General features: G+C 63.7%; 15 protein-coding genes and 1 pseudogene. 3 read left to right on the forward strand and 13 right to left on the reverse strand.

Annotation, left to right across the window (positions count from 1 at the left end):
- Positions 1–99 precede the first annotated feature (99 nt).
- The 8 genes from JO965_RS44065 to acs all read right to left on the reverse strand — a co-directional run bounded on the left by JO965_RS44065 (position 100) and on the right by acs (position 9,159).
- Positions 100–1,077, reverse strand: coding sequence for a zinc-binding dehydrogenase (locus tag JO965_RS44065; RefSeq protein ID WP_203447877.1), 978 nt, complete (start codon positions 1,075–1,077; stop codon positions 100–102).
- Between the two features lie 146 nt (positions 1,078–1,223).
- Positions 1,224–1,802, reverse strand: coding sequence for an Hsp20/alpha crystallin family protein (locus tag JO965_RS44070; RefSeq protein ID WP_203447878.1), 579 nt, complete (start codon positions 1,800–1,802; stop codon positions 1,224–1,226).
- Positions 1,803–1,968: 166 nt separating this feature from the next.
- Positions 1,969–2,232 carry a hypothetical protein gene (locus JO965_RS44075; RefSeq protein WP_203447879.1) on the reverse strand — a complete coding sequence of 88 codons (264 nt, stop codon included), beginning with the start codon at positions 2,230–2,232 and terminating at the stop codon, positions 1,969–1,971.
- Between the two features lie 382 nt (positions 2,233–2,614).
- Complete coding sequence (locus JO965_RS44080) at positions 2,615–3,283, reverse strand: 3'-5' exonuclease (protein ID WP_203447880.1); 669 nt, start codon at positions 3,281–3,283, stop codon at positions 2,615–2,617.
- Positions 3,284–5,098, reverse strand: a complete 1,815-nt coding sequence (locus JO965_RS44085) for a DUF294 nucleotidyltransferase-like domain-containing protein (RefSeq protein WP_203447881.1) — start codon at positions 5,096–5,098, stop codon at positions 3,284–3,286.
- Between the two features lie 68 nt (positions 5,099–5,166).
- Positions 5,167–6,861, reverse strand: coding sequence for a cation acetate symporter (locus JO965_RS44090; RefSeq protein ID WP_203447882.1), 1,695 nt, complete (start codon positions 6,859–6,861; stop codon positions 5,167–5,169).
- Entirely contained in the window at positions 6,861–7,166 is a 306-nt protein-coding gene (locus JO965_RS44095) for a DUF485 domain-containing protein (RefSeq protein ID WP_203447883.1), read from the reverse strand. Before JO965_RS44095 ends, JO965_RS44090 begins: the two co-directional genes overlap by 1 nt.
- Positions 7,167–7,188: 22 nt before the next feature.
- Positions 7,189–9,159 (reverse strand): acetate--CoA ligase, encoded by a 1,971-nt coding sequence (gene acs / locus JO965_RS44100; RefSeq protein ID WP_203447884.1) that lies wholly within the window; start codon positions 9,157–9,159, stop codon positions 7,189–7,191.
- A 503-nt stretch (positions 9,160–9,662) separates the two neighbouring features.
- Between acs and JO965_RS44105 the strand changes: the two genes are divergently transcribed.
- The 3 genes and pseudogenes from JO965_RS44105 to JO965_RS44115 form a co-directional block, all read left to right on the forward strand.
- On the forward strand, positions 9,663–9,932 hold the full coding sequence (locus tag JO965_RS44105) for a helix-turn-helix domain-containing protein (RefSeq protein ID WP_203447885.1): 270 nt from the start codon (positions 9,663–9,665) through the stop codon (positions 9,930–9,932).
- Between the two features lie 90 nt (positions 9,933–10,022).
- On the forward strand, positions 10,023–11,771 hold the full coding sequence (locus JO965_RS44110; protein ID WP_203447886.1) for a SulP family inorganic anion transporter: 1,749 nt from the start codon (positions 10,023–10,025) through the stop codon (positions 11,769–11,771).
- Positions 11,772–11,860: 89 nt separating this feature from the next.
- Positions 11,861–12,118: pseudogene (locus tag JO965_RS44115) on the forward strand (transposase); the annotation flags it as partial.
- A 178-nt stretch (positions 12,119–12,296) separates the two neighbouring features.
- Here the strand turns inward: JO965_RS44115 and JO965_RS48770 are convergent.
- The 5 genes from JO965_RS48770 to JO965_RS44135 all read right to left on the reverse strand — a co-directional run bounded on the left by JO965_RS48770 (position 12,297) and on the right by JO965_RS44135 (position 15,364).
- Positions 12,297–12,557 carry a hypothetical protein gene (locus JO965_RS48770; RefSeq protein WP_246777338.1) on the reverse strand — a complete coding sequence of 87 codons (261 nt, stop codon included), beginning with the start codon at positions 12,555–12,557 and terminating at the stop codon, positions 12,297–12,299.
- Positions 12,439–12,852, reverse strand: coding sequence for a hypothetical protein (locus JO965_RS44120; protein ID WP_246777325.1), 414 nt, complete (start codon positions 12,850–12,852; stop codon positions 12,439–12,441). The genes JO965_RS48770 and JO965_RS44120 overlap by 119 nt, the downstream gene beginning before the upstream one ends.
- A gap of 14 nt (positions 12,853–12,866) precedes the next feature.
- A complete protein-coding gene (locus tag JO965_RS44125) occupies positions 12,867–13,409 on the reverse strand; it encodes a helix-turn-helix domain-containing protein (protein ID WP_203447887.1) in 543 nt (180 codons plus the stop codon).
- A gap of 87 nt (positions 13,410–13,496) precedes the next feature.
- Positions 13,497–14,719 (reverse strand): IS3 family transposase gene (locus JO965_RS44130; protein ID WP_371827045.1). Its coding sequence is split into 2 segments (ribosomal slippage): positions 13,497–14,447 and positions 14,450–14,719, totalling 1,221 coding nucleotides; the frame shifts between segments, so codons are not numbered across the junction.
- Between the two features lie 15 nt (positions 14,720–14,734).
- On the reverse strand, positions 14,735–15,364 hold the full coding sequence (locus JO965_RS44135) for an IS5 family transposase (protein WP_246777326.1): 630 nt from the start codon (positions 15,362–15,364) through the stop codon (positions 14,735–14,737).
- Between the last annotated feature and the right edge of the window lie 421 nt (positions 15,365–15,785).

Raw genomic sequence — 15,785 nt, forward strand, 5'->3', positions numbered from 1 at the left:
CGGCCGCGTGCCGGAGCTGTCGTCGACCATCAAGCGCTCGATATCGGATGCACGCCTTGATCCTGAGCAAACCGCTGGCGGCATCCATCCGAGAGTTGCTCATGGCGTGATCGCCACCTTCAGGACGCCATCGCGCTGATGAGCGAACAGGTCGTACGCCTCCTCGATCCGGTCGAGCGTGAAGCGATGCGTCACGAGAGGACGCGTGTCGACACGGCCCGCCGCGATGGCGCCCATCAGCCGCCGCATGCGCTCCTTGCCGCCGGGGCAAAGCGTCGTCCGGATGGTGTGATCGCCCAGGCCCGCCAGGAAGCCGTCGAGCGGGATCCTGAGATCACCCGAGTAGACCCCGAGCGACGACAGCGTGCCGCCGGGACGGAGCACGCGCAGCGACGCCTCGAAGGTCTCCTGCCGTCCGAGCGCCTCGATCGAGACGTCGACGCCGCGCCCGTCCGTGAGGCGCCTGATCTCCTCCACCGGATCGGCCTTGGCGAAGTCGACGACGTGGTCGGCGCCCATGCGGCGCGCTATTTCCATGCGCTCGGGCACGCTCCCGACCGCGATGATCGTGGTCGCGCCCATCAGCCGCGCGCCCGCCGTGGCGCACAGGCCAATCGGCCCTTGGGCAAATATCGCGACCGTATCGCCGATGCGGATGCGACCGCTTTCCGCCCCCGAGAAGCCAGTGGACATGATGTCCGGGCACATCAGCACCTGTTCGTCGGTCAGCCCGTCCGGCACCAAGGCGAGATTGGCCATGGCGTCGGGAACCCGCACGTATTCGGCCTGGCAGCCGTCGATGGTGTTGCCGAAGCGCCAGCCGCCGAGCGGCTTCCACCCGTGCCTGGTGCCGGCCCCGTCCTGGGAATGGCAGCCGCACAGGCAGGCCTCGCTGTGCCCGATGGTGAGCCCACGGGCTACAGGATACTCGCCCTTGAGGATGTGCACGTCGGTACCGCAGATCGTGGTGGTGGTGATGCGGACGAGCGCATCGAGCGGACCGACATCCGGGATCGGCTTCTCACCGAGGGCAATGCGCCCGGGCTCGACGAAGACGGCGGCTTTCATCCTGGACATGGCCATCCCTCAAGACTGATCTCGGTTCATCATTCCGCGCGGCAGCGCCACGGGCGCCATCCTCGGCCTGATGTGGCTTTGGACTGGGATGGCTGATCACTGACCTTGCTTCACGGATACAGGGTCCCGATCACGTTGGTCGATCCTCAGCCGGATCTTGTGTCGTCCGATCGCGGCGATGTGCCAGTTGCCTGCTGCTCCCCGCTTCCGCCAGTGGCGCCCTGACCCGTCGCGCCCCGTCCTTGAACCTGGATGCGCCGCGAGCGCTCCTGCCGTTCCGTCTTCGGTACGGTCACGGTCAGGACCCCGTTCTCGAAGCTGGCCCGGATCTGCTCGGACTCGACGGCGTAGGGCAGTCGCAGCGAGCGCTGGAAGCTGCCGTAGGAGCGCTCCATGAAATGGTAGTTCTCCTTGTCGTCCTTGCGCTCGAACCTCTTCTCGCCCCGGATCGTGAGCACGTCGTCATCGAGACTCACGTCGATGTCCTGCTCGGTCACGCCGGGCAGTTCCGCCGTGATGCGGATTTCGCTGTCGGTCTCCGACACGTTCATGCTGGCATTGACGAAGGCGCCGACATCGCCCTGGCCGCCGGTCGAGGCGGGCAGGCCAGTGCCGCGAAAGACATCATTGAACAGGCGGTTCATCTCGCGATGAAGCGAGAGGAAGGGATCGCCGGGAAACATTCCGCCGCTGGGACGGAAGGGGATCATGGGATTGTGGGCCATCGTGCGGTCCTCCTCATTCGTTGCGGGATCCGGGCGGTGCGTTCGTCCCGCCGCGGAAGGATGCTACGACTCGACAACTCGGGACGGGCGGTGCGGAGGCGGGCTGTCGTAACCTGACGAGGCATGGGACCTCGCGGCACCGGAACCAGCCTGCGCACCGGCGCGTTCAGGCCGCGAAGGACTGACCGCGTTGCTGCATCCAGAGCTGGTTCAACAGGGCGACGTAGGGCTGGCGCCTCTCAAGGTGGGCGGCCCTGAGTCTTTCCCTGATGTATTGCTTGAGCTCCTTGGTGCTGGCGCTTCTCTCGATTTTCTCCAACTCGACTTGATGCTCGAAATCGATGTTGCCAAGCGTCCGCGCGACCTCTTTCATCATCAGGTCAAGGCTGGACGAGTACATCCGATACTGATGGCTGGCGCAATTGGACATGTTTCCCTCCATGATTGTTCGTCATCATTTGGAGTCACGTTTATCCAAGAAGTTTATGGCGTCTCAGGACAGTACCTTTGATGGGGAGCAAAGAGAAACTCCGTATTTTTACGGAGAAACCGCATGATGCTCCGCTGATCGGGAGCACGAGTCCCACCGCCCCCAAGGGGATGGGCTTCACGATCCTGACCGACGCATCACGCGAGCGGTTCCGGGGCACTGTTCCTTTGCCGGACATCCGGCGTCGACCCGAGTTCCGTCACCAGGGACGAGGAGCCAGGCCTTTCGACTGGACACCAACGACCACTAGGAACTGCCCGGATGAGACGGGCAACATGCCAGCCTCATGGCCCAGACCGCGATCTTGCTCCATGAGCTGAACTCAAGCGCCGATCGGAGCCTCCTGCTGAACGACGCGCTCGCGCCCGATGCGAGCGCCTCGCTCACGCATGTCCCTGAGCTGCACGTACATCATGGCCGTCATGAGGGCATCGTTGAAGGCGTCGTGTTGCCCGAGGCTTGGAATGCCCAGGTCCGCCAGGATCGACTGGAACCGGAGATCAAGCACCGTCCCGGGTGGGGCACCGCCGTATTTGAGGGCGTAATAGATCTCCGACACTTCGATGCGGCGATTGGGAAGCTTCGCCTCGATGTACCGGAGAACATGCTTGTCGAGCATGCGGACATCGAAATCCACGTAGTAGCCGACGATGGGACGCCCGCCGATGAAGCGGAGCAACTCGGGGAGAACCTCGTGCACAGGCCGGCCTTCTGCCACATCACGCGCCCGAAGCTGGTGCACCTTGATGGAGGCGGAGGTCGGAAGCCTGTCGGCCTTGATGATCGCCTTGTAGGCCTCGCTCGTCATGATGCGGTTGCCGTGGATCACGATGGCCGCGACGGCAATCACCTCGTCAATCCGCGGGTTGAGCCCGGTTGTCTCGCAATCCAGAACCAGGACCTCGTCCGCCGGTCCGGGCTCGAACAGGAATCGGTAGGCATGGTCCGCCAGCGTCGCACGATAGAAGAGGTTGCGCAGCCAGCGCCGCATTCAGAATGCCCCGAGATTGTAGCGGCTACGGATCAACTCGCGGAACTGGCGAACCACCCGGAGGGCATCCCGCAGGATGTCCCGCTCCACGGTGGTGATCCTATCCAGGCGCAGCATGGCCTCCGACCCAAGTTCCCCCTTGTGCAGCGCAAGGAGCTGGGATCGGAGCCGAAACTCCATGAAGACGTGCAGGGCGCTGGTCAGTTCCCGTCCGAACGTTGGCTCCAGGGAGCCTGCCCTGACGAGGGCCTCGATCCGGGCTGCCGTCGGCGTCTCGAGGATGCCCTTGTCGATCGCGAGCGTGCGCACGCCATGTACGATCGGAAACGTTCCGGCCTTCTTGATGTTGATCTCGTCCGGACCGGCGCCGACGGTTGCCATGATAGTGCTGAGAACGCCCAGGTTGGGGGTCGCGAAGGTCTCGATCAGCGATGCGAACCGCGCCAGGAGAGCGGCCTCGCCGCGCATGAGTGCGAACAGCGCCTCCTTTGCTCGGGTGAGGATGTCCGCCGGGCCCGCCACGGCCTCGGCATCGAGGAAGATGGCGATATTCATCATAGCCTCGGCATCACCGCGGAGAACCCACGCCTTGAGTTGGCGGATGAAGTCGTCCAGGGACTGGGACCAGACCGGATTGCGAACCATGACATTCCCGGGACAAGGCGGAAACCCGAACCGGTCCAGCGCCCCCGAAAATGCCTCCCGGAAGCGGGCGAGATCCGACACCGGAACCTCCCTGTCCAGAAGGATGGCATTGTCCTGGTCGGTTCGGACTGTCTGTTCGCCGCGCCCTTCCGATCCCATCAGCAACAGGCAGCCGGCCTCACGGATCGTCGGGGGAGCTGACATCTCGAAAACGCGCTTGAACAGCCGCCGGTTCAGGTCGGACGTCATCTCGGCGATCACGTCGACCTTCACCCCCTGCCGGTGAAGGCGCTCGACCTGCGCCTCGATGTCCTGGGCGGCAGTGGCGAGATCATCGATGCTCCGCGCGCGGTCAATCCGCCCCGGGATCAGTTGGGAATTGCCCGCGAACAGGCCGAGGATATCGATGTCCTCCAGGAATCCCACATAGTCACCATTCGAGCGGATCGCGAGGCGCCGCTTGTCGTGCTTCGTCATCAGCAGCAGCGCCTCGAACACGAAGTCGTCGAGGTCGACCGAGACGACATCGAAGTGGCAGGCTTCCCGCACCGGGGCCTCGAGCGGGCGCCGGAGCAGAACGACCGCCTTCGACAGGTTCATGCCGGTCACGACGCCGATGCGTGGACCATCCCGCACGAAGAGGGCATTGATGTCGTTGTCCCTCATGCAATGGCCGGCCTGCTCGATGCTGATCCCTCCGTCGACGTATACGGCGGCACGATACCGGACATCGCACACCCGTGTCCGGAGGACGCTGTCCATACCCTCCGCCTTCCGTTGCTGCGCAAAGGCGTCGAGCTTGCGCGAGACGTCGGCATAGAAGAACGCCGCGAAAGCGGCGTTACGGCGGATCAGGTCGAGAACGATATGGCGTGGGATGAGATGGCAGAGCGTCTCCTCGGCCGCCACGAAATTCTCGCCCGCGGCCCCGTGCACCAGGGCGCGGGAGTCGAAGCTGTCCTTGGGCCCGAGCACGGTCGGGATCGTGTTGCCGTCCCGCACCTCGACGGATCCCTTGATCACGACGTGCAGCGTGTCTGAGGAGCGCCCTTGGGCAATGATCATTTCGCCGGGCGCGAAGTACCCAATGTCGAGTCCGGCCCGGAGCTCCTCGCTCTCCTGATGCGTCAGGCGGTCGAATGGCGGATTGGCGGTGTCGAAGCCCTGCATGGGTTCCTTTCTGCCTCAACCGAGCCGTCGCCTTCCGGCTTGCCGGGAGGCGACACTTGTCACGTCACTCAATGAACGTGAGCCGCCGCGGCTCCGATCCCCGTTTCCGATCGGATGTACTGGGCATCGAACGCAGCGACCTCGACCTTGGCGCGGTTGCTGGCATCGAGCCTGGAGAACGCCCAGATCCCGAGGAAGGCGATCGGCATGGAAAAGATGGCCGGGTTGTCATAGGGGAAGAGTTCGCGCGCGAAGCCGAACGTCTGCACCCAGACGGCCTTGCTCAGGACCACCATGGCGACCGCGCTGACCAATCCAAGCAGACCGCCGATCAGCGCTCCGCGGGTCGTTGTTCCCTTCCAGAGGACCGACATCAGGAGAACCGGGAAGTTGCAGCTCGCCGCGACCGCGAAGGCCAGGCCGACCATGAAGGCCACGTTCTGGTTCTCGAAGATGTAACCCAGGAAGATCGCCACGATGCCGATGACGATGGCCGCGATCTTCGAGATGTTGACCTCCTTCTGCTCGGATGCCTTGCCGCGTGCGATCACTTCCGCATAGAGGTCGTGGCTCACCGCCGACGCGCCCGCAAGCGTGAGGCCAGCCACCACAGCTAGGATCGTCGCAAACGCCACCGCCGAGATGAAGCCGAGAAAGAGCGAGCCCCCCGTCGCGGTCGCGAGATGGACCGCGGCCATGTTGGTCCCGCCGATGATGTCCTTGACCTTGTCGTAGGCTCCGCCCGCGCCGAGCTTGAAGAAGCTCGGGTCGTTCATCAGGAACGTGATCGCGCCGAACCCGATGATGAAGGTCAGGATATAGAAATAGGCGATGAAGCCGGTGGCGTAGAAGACCGACTTGCGGGCCGCCTGGGCATCCGACACCGTGAAGAACCGCATCAGGATGTGGGGCAGTCCGGCAGTCCCGAACATCAGCGCGAGGCCGAGCGAAATGGCCGAGATCGGATCGGCCACGAGGGCGCCAGGCGCCATGATGGCGTCACCCTTCGGGTGGGTCTTCACGGCCTCGGCGAACATGGCTTCCGGGCTGAAGCCGAACCGCCACAGGACGATCAGGGACATCAGGGTGGCGCCGGCCAAGAGGAGGCACGCCTTGATGATCTGCACCCAGGTCGTGGCCTTCATGCCGCCGAACGCCACATAGACGATCATCAGCACGCCGACGATGATGACCGCGTACAGATAGTTCAGGCCGAAGAGCAGCTCAATGAGCTTGCCGGCGCCGACCATCTGCGCGATGAGATAGAAGGCGACGACGACAAGTGTCCCGACCGCGGAAAGAATGCGGATCTGCGTCTGGTCGAGGCGGAATGACGCCACATCCGAGAAGGTGAACTTGCCAAGGTTCCGCAGGCGCTCCGCGATCAGGAAGAGGACGATCGGCCATCCGACCAGGAAGCCGATGGAGTAAATCAGGCCGTCGAAGCCACTGGCGAAGACAAGGCCGGAGATGCCCAGGAAGGACGCCGCCGACATGTAGTCGCCAGCAATGGCCAAGCCGTTCTGGAATCCGGTGATGCCACCTCCCGCGGCATAGAAATCGGCAGCCGACTTGGTCTGCGCCGCGGCCCGATAGGTGATCCCGAGCGTGCCGAGCACGAAGACCAGGAACATGATGATGGCCGTCCAGTTCAGGGGCTGTCTCTGCACGGCGCCGAGATCCGGTCCTGCGGCCAACACGCCAGAGAAACTGATGTCGAGTGCGACAAGGGTTGCGATTGCAAGAATGAGCGGCCGGGGCATCACATGATCTCCCTCGTGAGGTGACGGGTCAACTCGTCGAAGCGGCTGTTCGCGCGCTGGACGTAGATGCCGGTCAGGACGAATGCGGAGAGGATGACGCCCAGTCCGAGGATGATCCCCAACGAGGTGACGCCGCCGCCGACCTTGGTGGCGAGGAGAGGCTTGGCGAAGGCCACGAGGAGGATAAAGCCGAAGTAGATGATGAGCATCACGATGGAGAGGGTCCAGGCAAACCTCGTCCGTTGGCGGACAAGTTCCTGAAACCGTGGGCTACGAAGGACCTGGTTGTAGTCTTGCGAGGCCATGGCGAGAGCCCTCCAAAAGCGTTCAATGGGTCTTGTTCTGCCGGTTGGTGATCAGGTCGTCGACGACGGCGGGGTCGGCCAGCGTCGAGGTGTCGCCGAGCGAGCCGAACTCGTCCTCGGCGATCTTGCGCAGGATGCGGCGCATGATCTTGCCGGAGCGGGTCTTGGGCAGGCTCGGCGCGAACTGAATCAGGTCCGGCGAGGCGATGGGGCCGATCTCCTTGCGCACCCAGGCGACCAGTTCCTTGCGCAGATCCTCCGAGGGCTGCTCACCGGTCATCAGGGTGACATAGGCGTAGATGCCCTGGCCCTTGATGTCGTGCGGATAGCCGACCACCGCCGCCTCCGACACCTTCGGATGGGCGACGAGGGCCGATTCCACCTCCGCCGTGCCCATGCGATGGCCGGAGACGTTGATCACGTCGTCGACGCGGCCGGTGATCCAGTAATAGCCGTCCGCATCGCGCCGGCAGCCGTCGCCGGTGAAGTACTTGCCGGGATAGGTGGAGAAATAGGTCTGCACGAAGCGCTCGTGGTCGCCATAGACCGTGCGCATCTGGCCCGGCCAGGAATCGGCGATCACCAGGTTGCCCTCGGCGGCGCCTTCTTGCACCTTGCCGTCCGCATCGACGATCTGCGGCTTCACGCCGAAGAACGGCCGCGTGGCCGAGCCCGGCTTGAGCTTCGTGGCGCCGGGCAGCGGCGTGATCAGGATGCCGCCGGTCTCCGTCTGCCACCAGGTGTCGACGATCGGGCAACGGTCGTCGCCGACCACGCGGTGGTACCATTCCCAGGCTTCCGGATTGATCGGCTCGCCGACGGAGCCGAGCAGGCGCAGGGACTTGCGCGAGGTCTTCTTCACCGGTTCCTCGCCCGCCTGCATCAGCGAGCGGATCGCCGTCGGGGCAGTGTAGAAGATGTTGACCTGGTGCTTGTCGATCACCTCCCAGAAGCGGGAGATCGTCGGATAGGTCGGCACGCCCTCGAACATCAGGGTCGTGGCGCCGTTCGCCAGCGGTCCGTAGAGGATGTAGGAATGGCCCGTCACCCAGCCCACGTCGGCGGTGCACCAGTAGACATCGCCGTCGTGGTAGTCGAACACGTATTGATGCGTCATCGCCGCATAGACGAGATAGCCGCCGGTGGTGTGCAGCACGCCCTTGGGCGTTCCGGTGCTCCCTGAGGTGTAGAGGATGAAGAGCGGATCCTCCGCGTTCATCTCCTCGCAGGGGCACTCCTCGGAGACGAGTTCGGCCGCCTCGTGGTAATAGACGTCACGGCCCGGCACCATGTTGACGGGAGAACCGGTGCGGCGCACCACCAGCACGTGATCGACGACACCAGGACCGACACGCTCGATGGCGGCATCCACGTTCACCTTCAGCGGCACCTTGCGGCCGCCGCGCAGGCCCTCGTCCGCTGTGATGACGAAGGCGGATTTGGCGTCCTGGATGCGGCTGGCGAGCGAATCCGGCGAGAAGCCGCCGAACACCACCGAGTGGATGGCCCCGAGCCGCGCGCAGGCGAGCATGGCATAGGCGGCTTCCGGGATCATCGGCATGTAGATCGTGACCCGGTCGCCCTTTTCGACGCCGCGGTTGCGCATGATGTTGGCCATGCGGCAGACTTCGTCGTGAAGCTCGCGATAGGTGATTGTCTTCGATTCGGCCGGATCGTCGCCTTCCCAGATGATGGCGACCTGGTCACCGCGGGTGTGGAGATGCCGGTCGATGCAGTTATAGGCCACGTTGGTGACGCCATCCTCGAACCAGCGGATCGCGACGTTGCCGGGCCCAAAATGGGTGTTCTTGATCCGGGTCGGGGCCTTGAACCAGTGGATGCGCTTGGCTTCCTCGGCCCAGAAGGCCTCCGGGTTCGTGATGGAAGCTTCGTACTTCGCGAGATAGCCCGCATCGTCCAGATAGGCCCGATGCCTCCACTCCCCCGGCACGTCGTAGATGGGTAGTGTCGCATCAAGTGCTGCGGAATTCATGAGCTTGACTTTCCTCGCCGCCCCTCTCCTCAGCCCCGTTATGTCGTTCTTGTCGCTGGGGGCCATCGTTTGATCGTACAGGTTCAACACTGGGCCAAATTGAGCGAGATCAAGTCCTGCGGCTCCAGTGGCCTATAAAAAAGTATGATGGTCGGGGCGGGAACACGACGTCCGCCAAGCCGCTCCCATACGTTCTCTCGCAAAGCGATGGTGATGGACAGGCGCAGAGAGCACCGGTTTGGCAAATGGCCCGGTTAGCCACCGGCTCAACGCTCCTCCCGAGGTCAATGGTCCAGACTCTCTCCTCTCCAGGTGACATAGAGGGGAGGACCCGCCGGGATCCTGGAGAGTCTCCCAATCCGGAGAGCTTGAGGGTCAGCCTGGTCATGCAGTTAAACTGCAACGCTGCAGACACTTACCCATCACCCATCCGGATTGATTGCCATGACATCAAGATTCAGCGATCATAGCCGAGATGTGATGCATGGAAGGAGTGTCATCCATTGATCACTGCCGCACAAATCCGGGCTGCCCGGGCCCTCCTCGGCATTGATCAACGCCAGCTCGCCGAGATGGCAGGGGTCTCGCTGCCGACCATCCAACGCATGGAAGCGAGCACAGGCAATGTGCGAGGAGTGGTTGAGACCCTCACGAAAGTCGTCGAGGCGTTCGATCGGGCCGGAATCGAACTCATTGGCGAGAATGTCGTGAGCCGCGAAGGCGGGCGCGGCGTGCGGTTCAAGCACGCCAAGGCCGTGGGCGGCTCCTCCTGATGCCCTCCTCCTGATGCAAGTGATCGCGACGGTGACCGTTGCCTCAGGTCGACGATCTCCGTTGCTCCAGTGGCTCAAGAAAGCGCCAGTATGCCTGCACGGTCTGTTGAACCGACCTTCGCGGAACTGTTCACGCCAAAGCTGATCACGGTCCTGCGCGAGCGATATGGGCTGGCCGACCTTCGCGCCGATGCCGCTGCGGGTCTGACGGTCGCCATCGTCGCCCTGCCGCTCTCGATGGCGATCGCCATCGCCTCGGGTGTAACCCCCGACCGGGGCCTCTACGCCGCCATTGTCGGCGGCTTCATCGTCTCGGCCCTGGGCGGCAGCCGGTTTCAGATCGGCGGGCCCGCGGGGGCGTTCATCGTGCTGGTGGCAGCCACCGTCGAACAGTACGGCGTCGAGGGGCTCCTCCTTGCAACCATGCTCAGCGGTCTGATCCTGCTGGCGATCGGAGTCCTGCGGCTCGGGACCTTCATCAAGTTCATTCCCTATCCGGTGACGGTTGGCTTCACGGCCGGCATCGCGGTCATCATCTTCGCGAGCCAGCTCAAGGAGCTGCTGGGGCTCAGGCTCGACGCGGAACCCGGGCCCTTCATTCCCAAGCTCGTGGCGCTTGGGGGCGCCCTGCCGACCCTGACTGTCTCGGCCGTGGCTGTGGCCGTTCTGACCATTGGCATCATTGTCGCCATTCGGCGCTTGCGTCCGCACTGGCCGGCCTTCATCATCGCGGTGGCCGCCGCCGCCCTCGTGACCTGGATCCTGGGCCTGCCGGTCGAGACCATCGGCACCCGTTTCGGCGGCCTGCCGCAATCCCTGCCGGCTCCGCACCTGCCACCTCTCTCACTCGCGAGAATAACCGAGCTTCTGCCCGCCGCTCTCTCGTTTGCGCTCCTGGGCGGGATCGAGAGCCTCCTGTCGGCGGTGGTTGCCGACAGCATGACGGGCCGGCGCCACCGCTCCAACTGTGAGTTGGTGGCGCAGGGCTTTGCGAACATCGCCTCGGGCCTGTTGGGCGGCATCTGCGTCACGGGCACGATCGCCCGCACCGCCACCAATGTCCGCTCTGGCGCCCGTGGGCCGGTGGCCGGGATGCTGCACGCGGTGTTCCTGCTCCTGTTCATGCTGGTGGCCGCCCCGCTCGCCTCATTCATCCCGTTGTCGGCTTTGGCGGCGGTTCTCACGACGGTTGCCTGGAACATGGCGGAGAAGCACGAGTTCGCGACCCTGCTGCGAGCCTCGAAGGGGGATGCCGTGGTGCTGCTCGCCACGTTCCTGCTGGTGGTCTTCCGCGATCTCACCGAAGGCATCCTCGTGGGGTTCGGCCTTGGCGTGCTCGTGTTCCTGCAGCGGATGGCGGCGGCGGTCGAGGTCAAGCAGCCTCGTCTCCTGCCGGAGGAGGACCGGCCAGATACTGTGGGCGGCAACGGCCGTGAGCCCTATGATCCGGCGCTCGCGACCGACCCCGACGTGGTGGTGTATCGCATCTCAGGCGCGTTTTTCTTCGGCGCGGCGGCAACGGTTGCAGCCGCGCTCGACCGCATCGCGGAACACCCGAAGGCCTATGTCATCGATTTCTCGGCGGTCCCGGTGCTCGACAGCACGGCAGCGACAACGATCGAGGGGTTCGTGCGCAAAGCGCAGCGTCACCAGGCAGCGGTCTATATTGCGGGTGCCCGACCGCCGATCCGGCGGGTCCTGCTCACCCATGGCGTGCGTCCGCCTCGGGTCCGCTTCAAAGCGAGCTTGGCGGAGGCCCTCGCCTCAGCTCACAGCAAGGCCGAGGAAGACACTTTTACAAAAGACACGATAGCACGCGACGACCAGAGGCGTGAGTGAATGGCTCCGCGTTGTTGCACGGATGGACGAGTTGGCAACTGGCGCCGGGTGACATAGGAGGACTGCGCTCTTCATGTCGGATCTCGGCCGTGCCATTCAAAGCCAATGCCGCTCGCCGTCACCGTATTCCGAAGCAGCGGCACCAGGTGACGAATTGGGCCGAGTACGCCACCACCCTGCGTCAGCGGGGAAGTCTCACCGTCGAGTTCTCTGACGAGGCAATTGCCGCTTGACGAGCCGAGCCTCGCACGACGCGAGGTGGTCAAGCCTACTATTCGGCTCTGGCGATCAGGACGGCATTGACCCTGCGGGCGGTGTTCCGGCTGGCGCTGCGTCAGACCGAGGGGCCTGCACTGATCCCAAATTAGCTTTAACGCTACGTTGGCAGAAGACCACAGCGGAAGGCCCGCTTTGGGTCGAGCCCGTGTGAACACTCAAACCGGATTGATCGTGGCGAACTATTTGTACAATTTCATGCCACTGCACCATGATTTTCTCGGTCTACTTAGTGGTGCATCCGGTAAGTCATGCGGCCCTCGGCAGGAGGGCGATCCCGGGTGAGCGGTGGGGCCGATGGCGGCGGCGGTTGCCCCAGACGAAGGGCTGGCGGTGCGTCTTCCAGTAGATCGTGGAGCGGTGGATCGCATCGCTGATATCGTCCCAGCTCTCAAACCGCCGGCCCGCTAACGCCAGCGAGCGTAGGATCTTCCACCACGGCTCGATCAGGTTGAGATAAGCGGCGTATTTGGGCTGGAACACCATCTCCCAGCGGATGCGCGAGCACAAACAGCAACACGTCTGTCGTGCGATGGGAGCTCAGGTTGTCCATGATCGCATACACCCGTTTGGTTGTCCTCGGGACCCAAGTCTCAACGTGCTCCAGGAAGTCGACCCAGTGCGCTCCGCCGCGTCCGGGATAGGGATGCGTGAACGCTTCGCCGGTCGCAGGACAGAAGGCCCCGAAGATGTAGCCTTTGGCGCGCCGACCATAGTCGATCTCCTGCTTGGCGCGTTCGGCCGGTCGCGTCTTTGTCCGCACCAGCGCTCGGCCCGCATAGCTCTTGGCGCTCACCGGTCCCATCTCGTCCAGGCAGATTACGCAACTGCCCGCAGGAGGCGCCGTGTAGAGCGTTTCGATCCGCCCCTTTTTTCGGCAAAGGCCGGATCAACCCGCTCGCCGAACCAGGTCTCGTGTTTGCGCCAGCGCAAGCCTTCGTGCAGCAGGATCTCGTCAATCCGGCTGCCCTGCATCGCGATGCCCTTGGCCTCATGCAGATAGGCGGCCAGCCGATCCAGGGTCCAGGCGGCAAACGGCAGCCCGAGGGTCTCTGGCTTGGTCAGCGCCGTGGCGATCACGGTGGCGGTTTGCTCAGGCGGATAGGTGGGCGGGCGTCCGGAGCGATGTTTGTCCTTGAGGGCCTCCACTCCTTCTGCATTGAAGCGGTGGATGCGCTTACGCACCGTCTCGCCATCCAGGCCCAGGCGAGAGGCAATGGCGGATGCGCTCTCTCCGTGACTGGCGCGCCAGATGATTTGAGCCCGTTGCACCATCTGAGCCGGAGCGGTACGCGCGTGGGCCAACTTCGTGACCGCTGTATGCTCGTCAGCAGTCAAGTCCCGTAAGCAGATCGGTGTCATGGGTCACCTCCCGCCAGCAGGCCGCGATTATACCCCCCTGAACATGCCGGATGCACCACTTAGCTCGAGTTTGGCCATTTCTGATGGTTATTTGGCAGCGAAGGGCGGCGAAGCGAACGATGCGGTAATGGTCTTGCTTCGGTTCAGTGGAGAGCGGTTTTGTAGCAATCCGGCCAGCCTTTCAAACTGAACCGGGCTGGCATAGTCCAGTGTCGAATGACGCCGAACGGGATTGTAGAAGCCATCAATGTAACGCCCAATCGCCGCCTTGGCCTCAGCTCTCGTCTGGAAGACGGTGCGCCAGACCAGCTCGGACTTCAAGGTCTTGAAGAAGGTCTCGACCACCGAGTTGTCGTAACAGTTCCCTGTCCCGGACATTGAGATCCGAATGCCGTGTTTCCTCAGCTCGGCCTGATACGCGATTGAACAATATTGACTGCCGCGGTCGGCGTGGTGGGTCAGCCCCTCACCGGGTCTTCGGATCGCCAGCGCCTTGCGCAGCGCCTCGAGCGCCAGCTCCTTGTGCAGCCGGTCACTCACTGCCCAGCCGACCACACGCCGGGCGAAGAGGTCGAGGATCACGGCCAGGTACAGCCAGCCTTCACCCGTCCACACGTACGAGATATCGGCGTTCCATTTCTGGTTCGGGCGCTCGGCCGAGAAGTCCTGCTCGAGCAGGTTGGGCGCGACCGGGAAGGCGTGGTGGCTGTCGGTGGTGCGTTTGAAGCGCCGCTTCTGCCGGGCCTTGAGGCCATTCTCGCGCATCAGCCGTGCGGTCCGACGGCGACCGACTTGCAGTCGCTCATCCTGCAGCTCGCGGGTCATGCGTGGACTGCCATAGGTCCCATTCGAGAGGGTGAAGGCCGAGCGGATGTGGGCCAACAGAACTAGATCCTCCCTCTGGCGCGGACTGGCCGGACGAGAGCGCCAGGCGAAGTAGCCGCTGGGGCTGACATTGAGGACCTGGCACAGGCGTGTGACGGGGAAGTTTTCTTTCGCCGCATCGATGAACTTGAACCTCATCGACTTCCCTCCTTGGCGAAAAAAGCCGTCGCCTTCTTCAGGATCTCCCGTTCCTGGCGCAGGATCTCGTTCTCGCGTCGCAGTCGCTTGAGTTCGGCCGCCATGTCCTCCTGCCGCTCATCGGGCGGGTGGTCGATCTCACGCTCGCGACGGCGATCGAGCCAGTGGCGCAGGGTCGACAGGCCAATGCCGAGATCTTGAGCGACCTCGCGCCGGCTGCGGCCGCTGGTCAGGGCAAGCCGCACCGCCTCATCCCGAAACTCTTTCGTAAAGCGTGTGTGGGGCATGGAGCACCTCCTGGATCATAAGAAGTGCTCTCCATTGTTCCGAAGCAAGACCATAATCTGGCAGCGTTTCCGCCAAGAGACGCCGCCATGCTGCACCTGCCCGCCCGCTTCGCCGCGATCATTGTAAGCGAGGATCTGTCCGGTCTCGGCATCAACTCCAATGTGCAGCTTTCGCCAGGCGCGGCGTCTCCGGGCCCCGTGCTTCTCGGCCAACCACTCGCCAGGTCCACATAGCCGCAGGCCGGTGCTGTCCACCAGCCGGTGAAGCGGTCCTCCGGAGCTTGGACATGGCTTCGGGATCTCCAGAGTCTCGGCGCGGCGGCCTAGGGTTGAATGATCCGGCACCGCCAGATCAAGGCCAAGCAGCGTCACGATTGAGCCGATCAGCCCCTCGGTCTGCCGCAGCGCCAGCCGGAACACCGCCCGCAGGGTCAGGGCTGTCCTGATCGCCAGAGCCGAATAGTAGGCTTGACCACCGCGTGTCCTGCGGGGCTCAGCGCGCCAGGCGGCAATGGCTTGCTCGGTGAACCAGACCGTGAGCCTGCCCCGCTGGCGCAGGGCCGCATCGTGCTCCGCCCAGTTCATCACCCGGTACCGCTGCTTCGGAATGCGGTGACGGCGAGCGGCATTGGCTTTGAAGGGCACGGTGGAAATCTTTGGTCAGAAGCCGAACTGGCCCCTACGCTACCTAACTGTGGTTACCAACCCGCTCATCCATGCAACAAGGCGGGTTTTTCCCCTCAGAACGATTCCGCCCCGCCACCGCACAGCGCCTCGATTATCCAAAGGTGACCAGCCTCGTGGCAGCGCCAGTCCGCCCGGAACGCCACGTCGCTCAGTCGATCGCCACCATCCGGGCTGAGCTTATTTACGCCCTTGCTCGAAAGCTCCCACGATGTCCATGCTGCCACAGAAGATTTATGACACAGTAGTACTTCTGTAATGGGCCGTTGGGTGTCAAGCCCCTGAGTGACTGTCCTGTCGCCGAAGTCTTGCTTCTGTTCGGGGTCGACGCGAGGCCGCCCCACCATGCCATCAGAGAGGATGCGGTCAGCCCATCTAAGGC

The sequence above is a fragment of the Microvirga sp. VF16 genome (genome assembly GCF_016864375.1).
Taxonomy (GTDB): Bacteria; Pseudomonadota; Alphaproteobacteria; order Rhizobiales; family Beijerinckiaceae; genus Microvirga.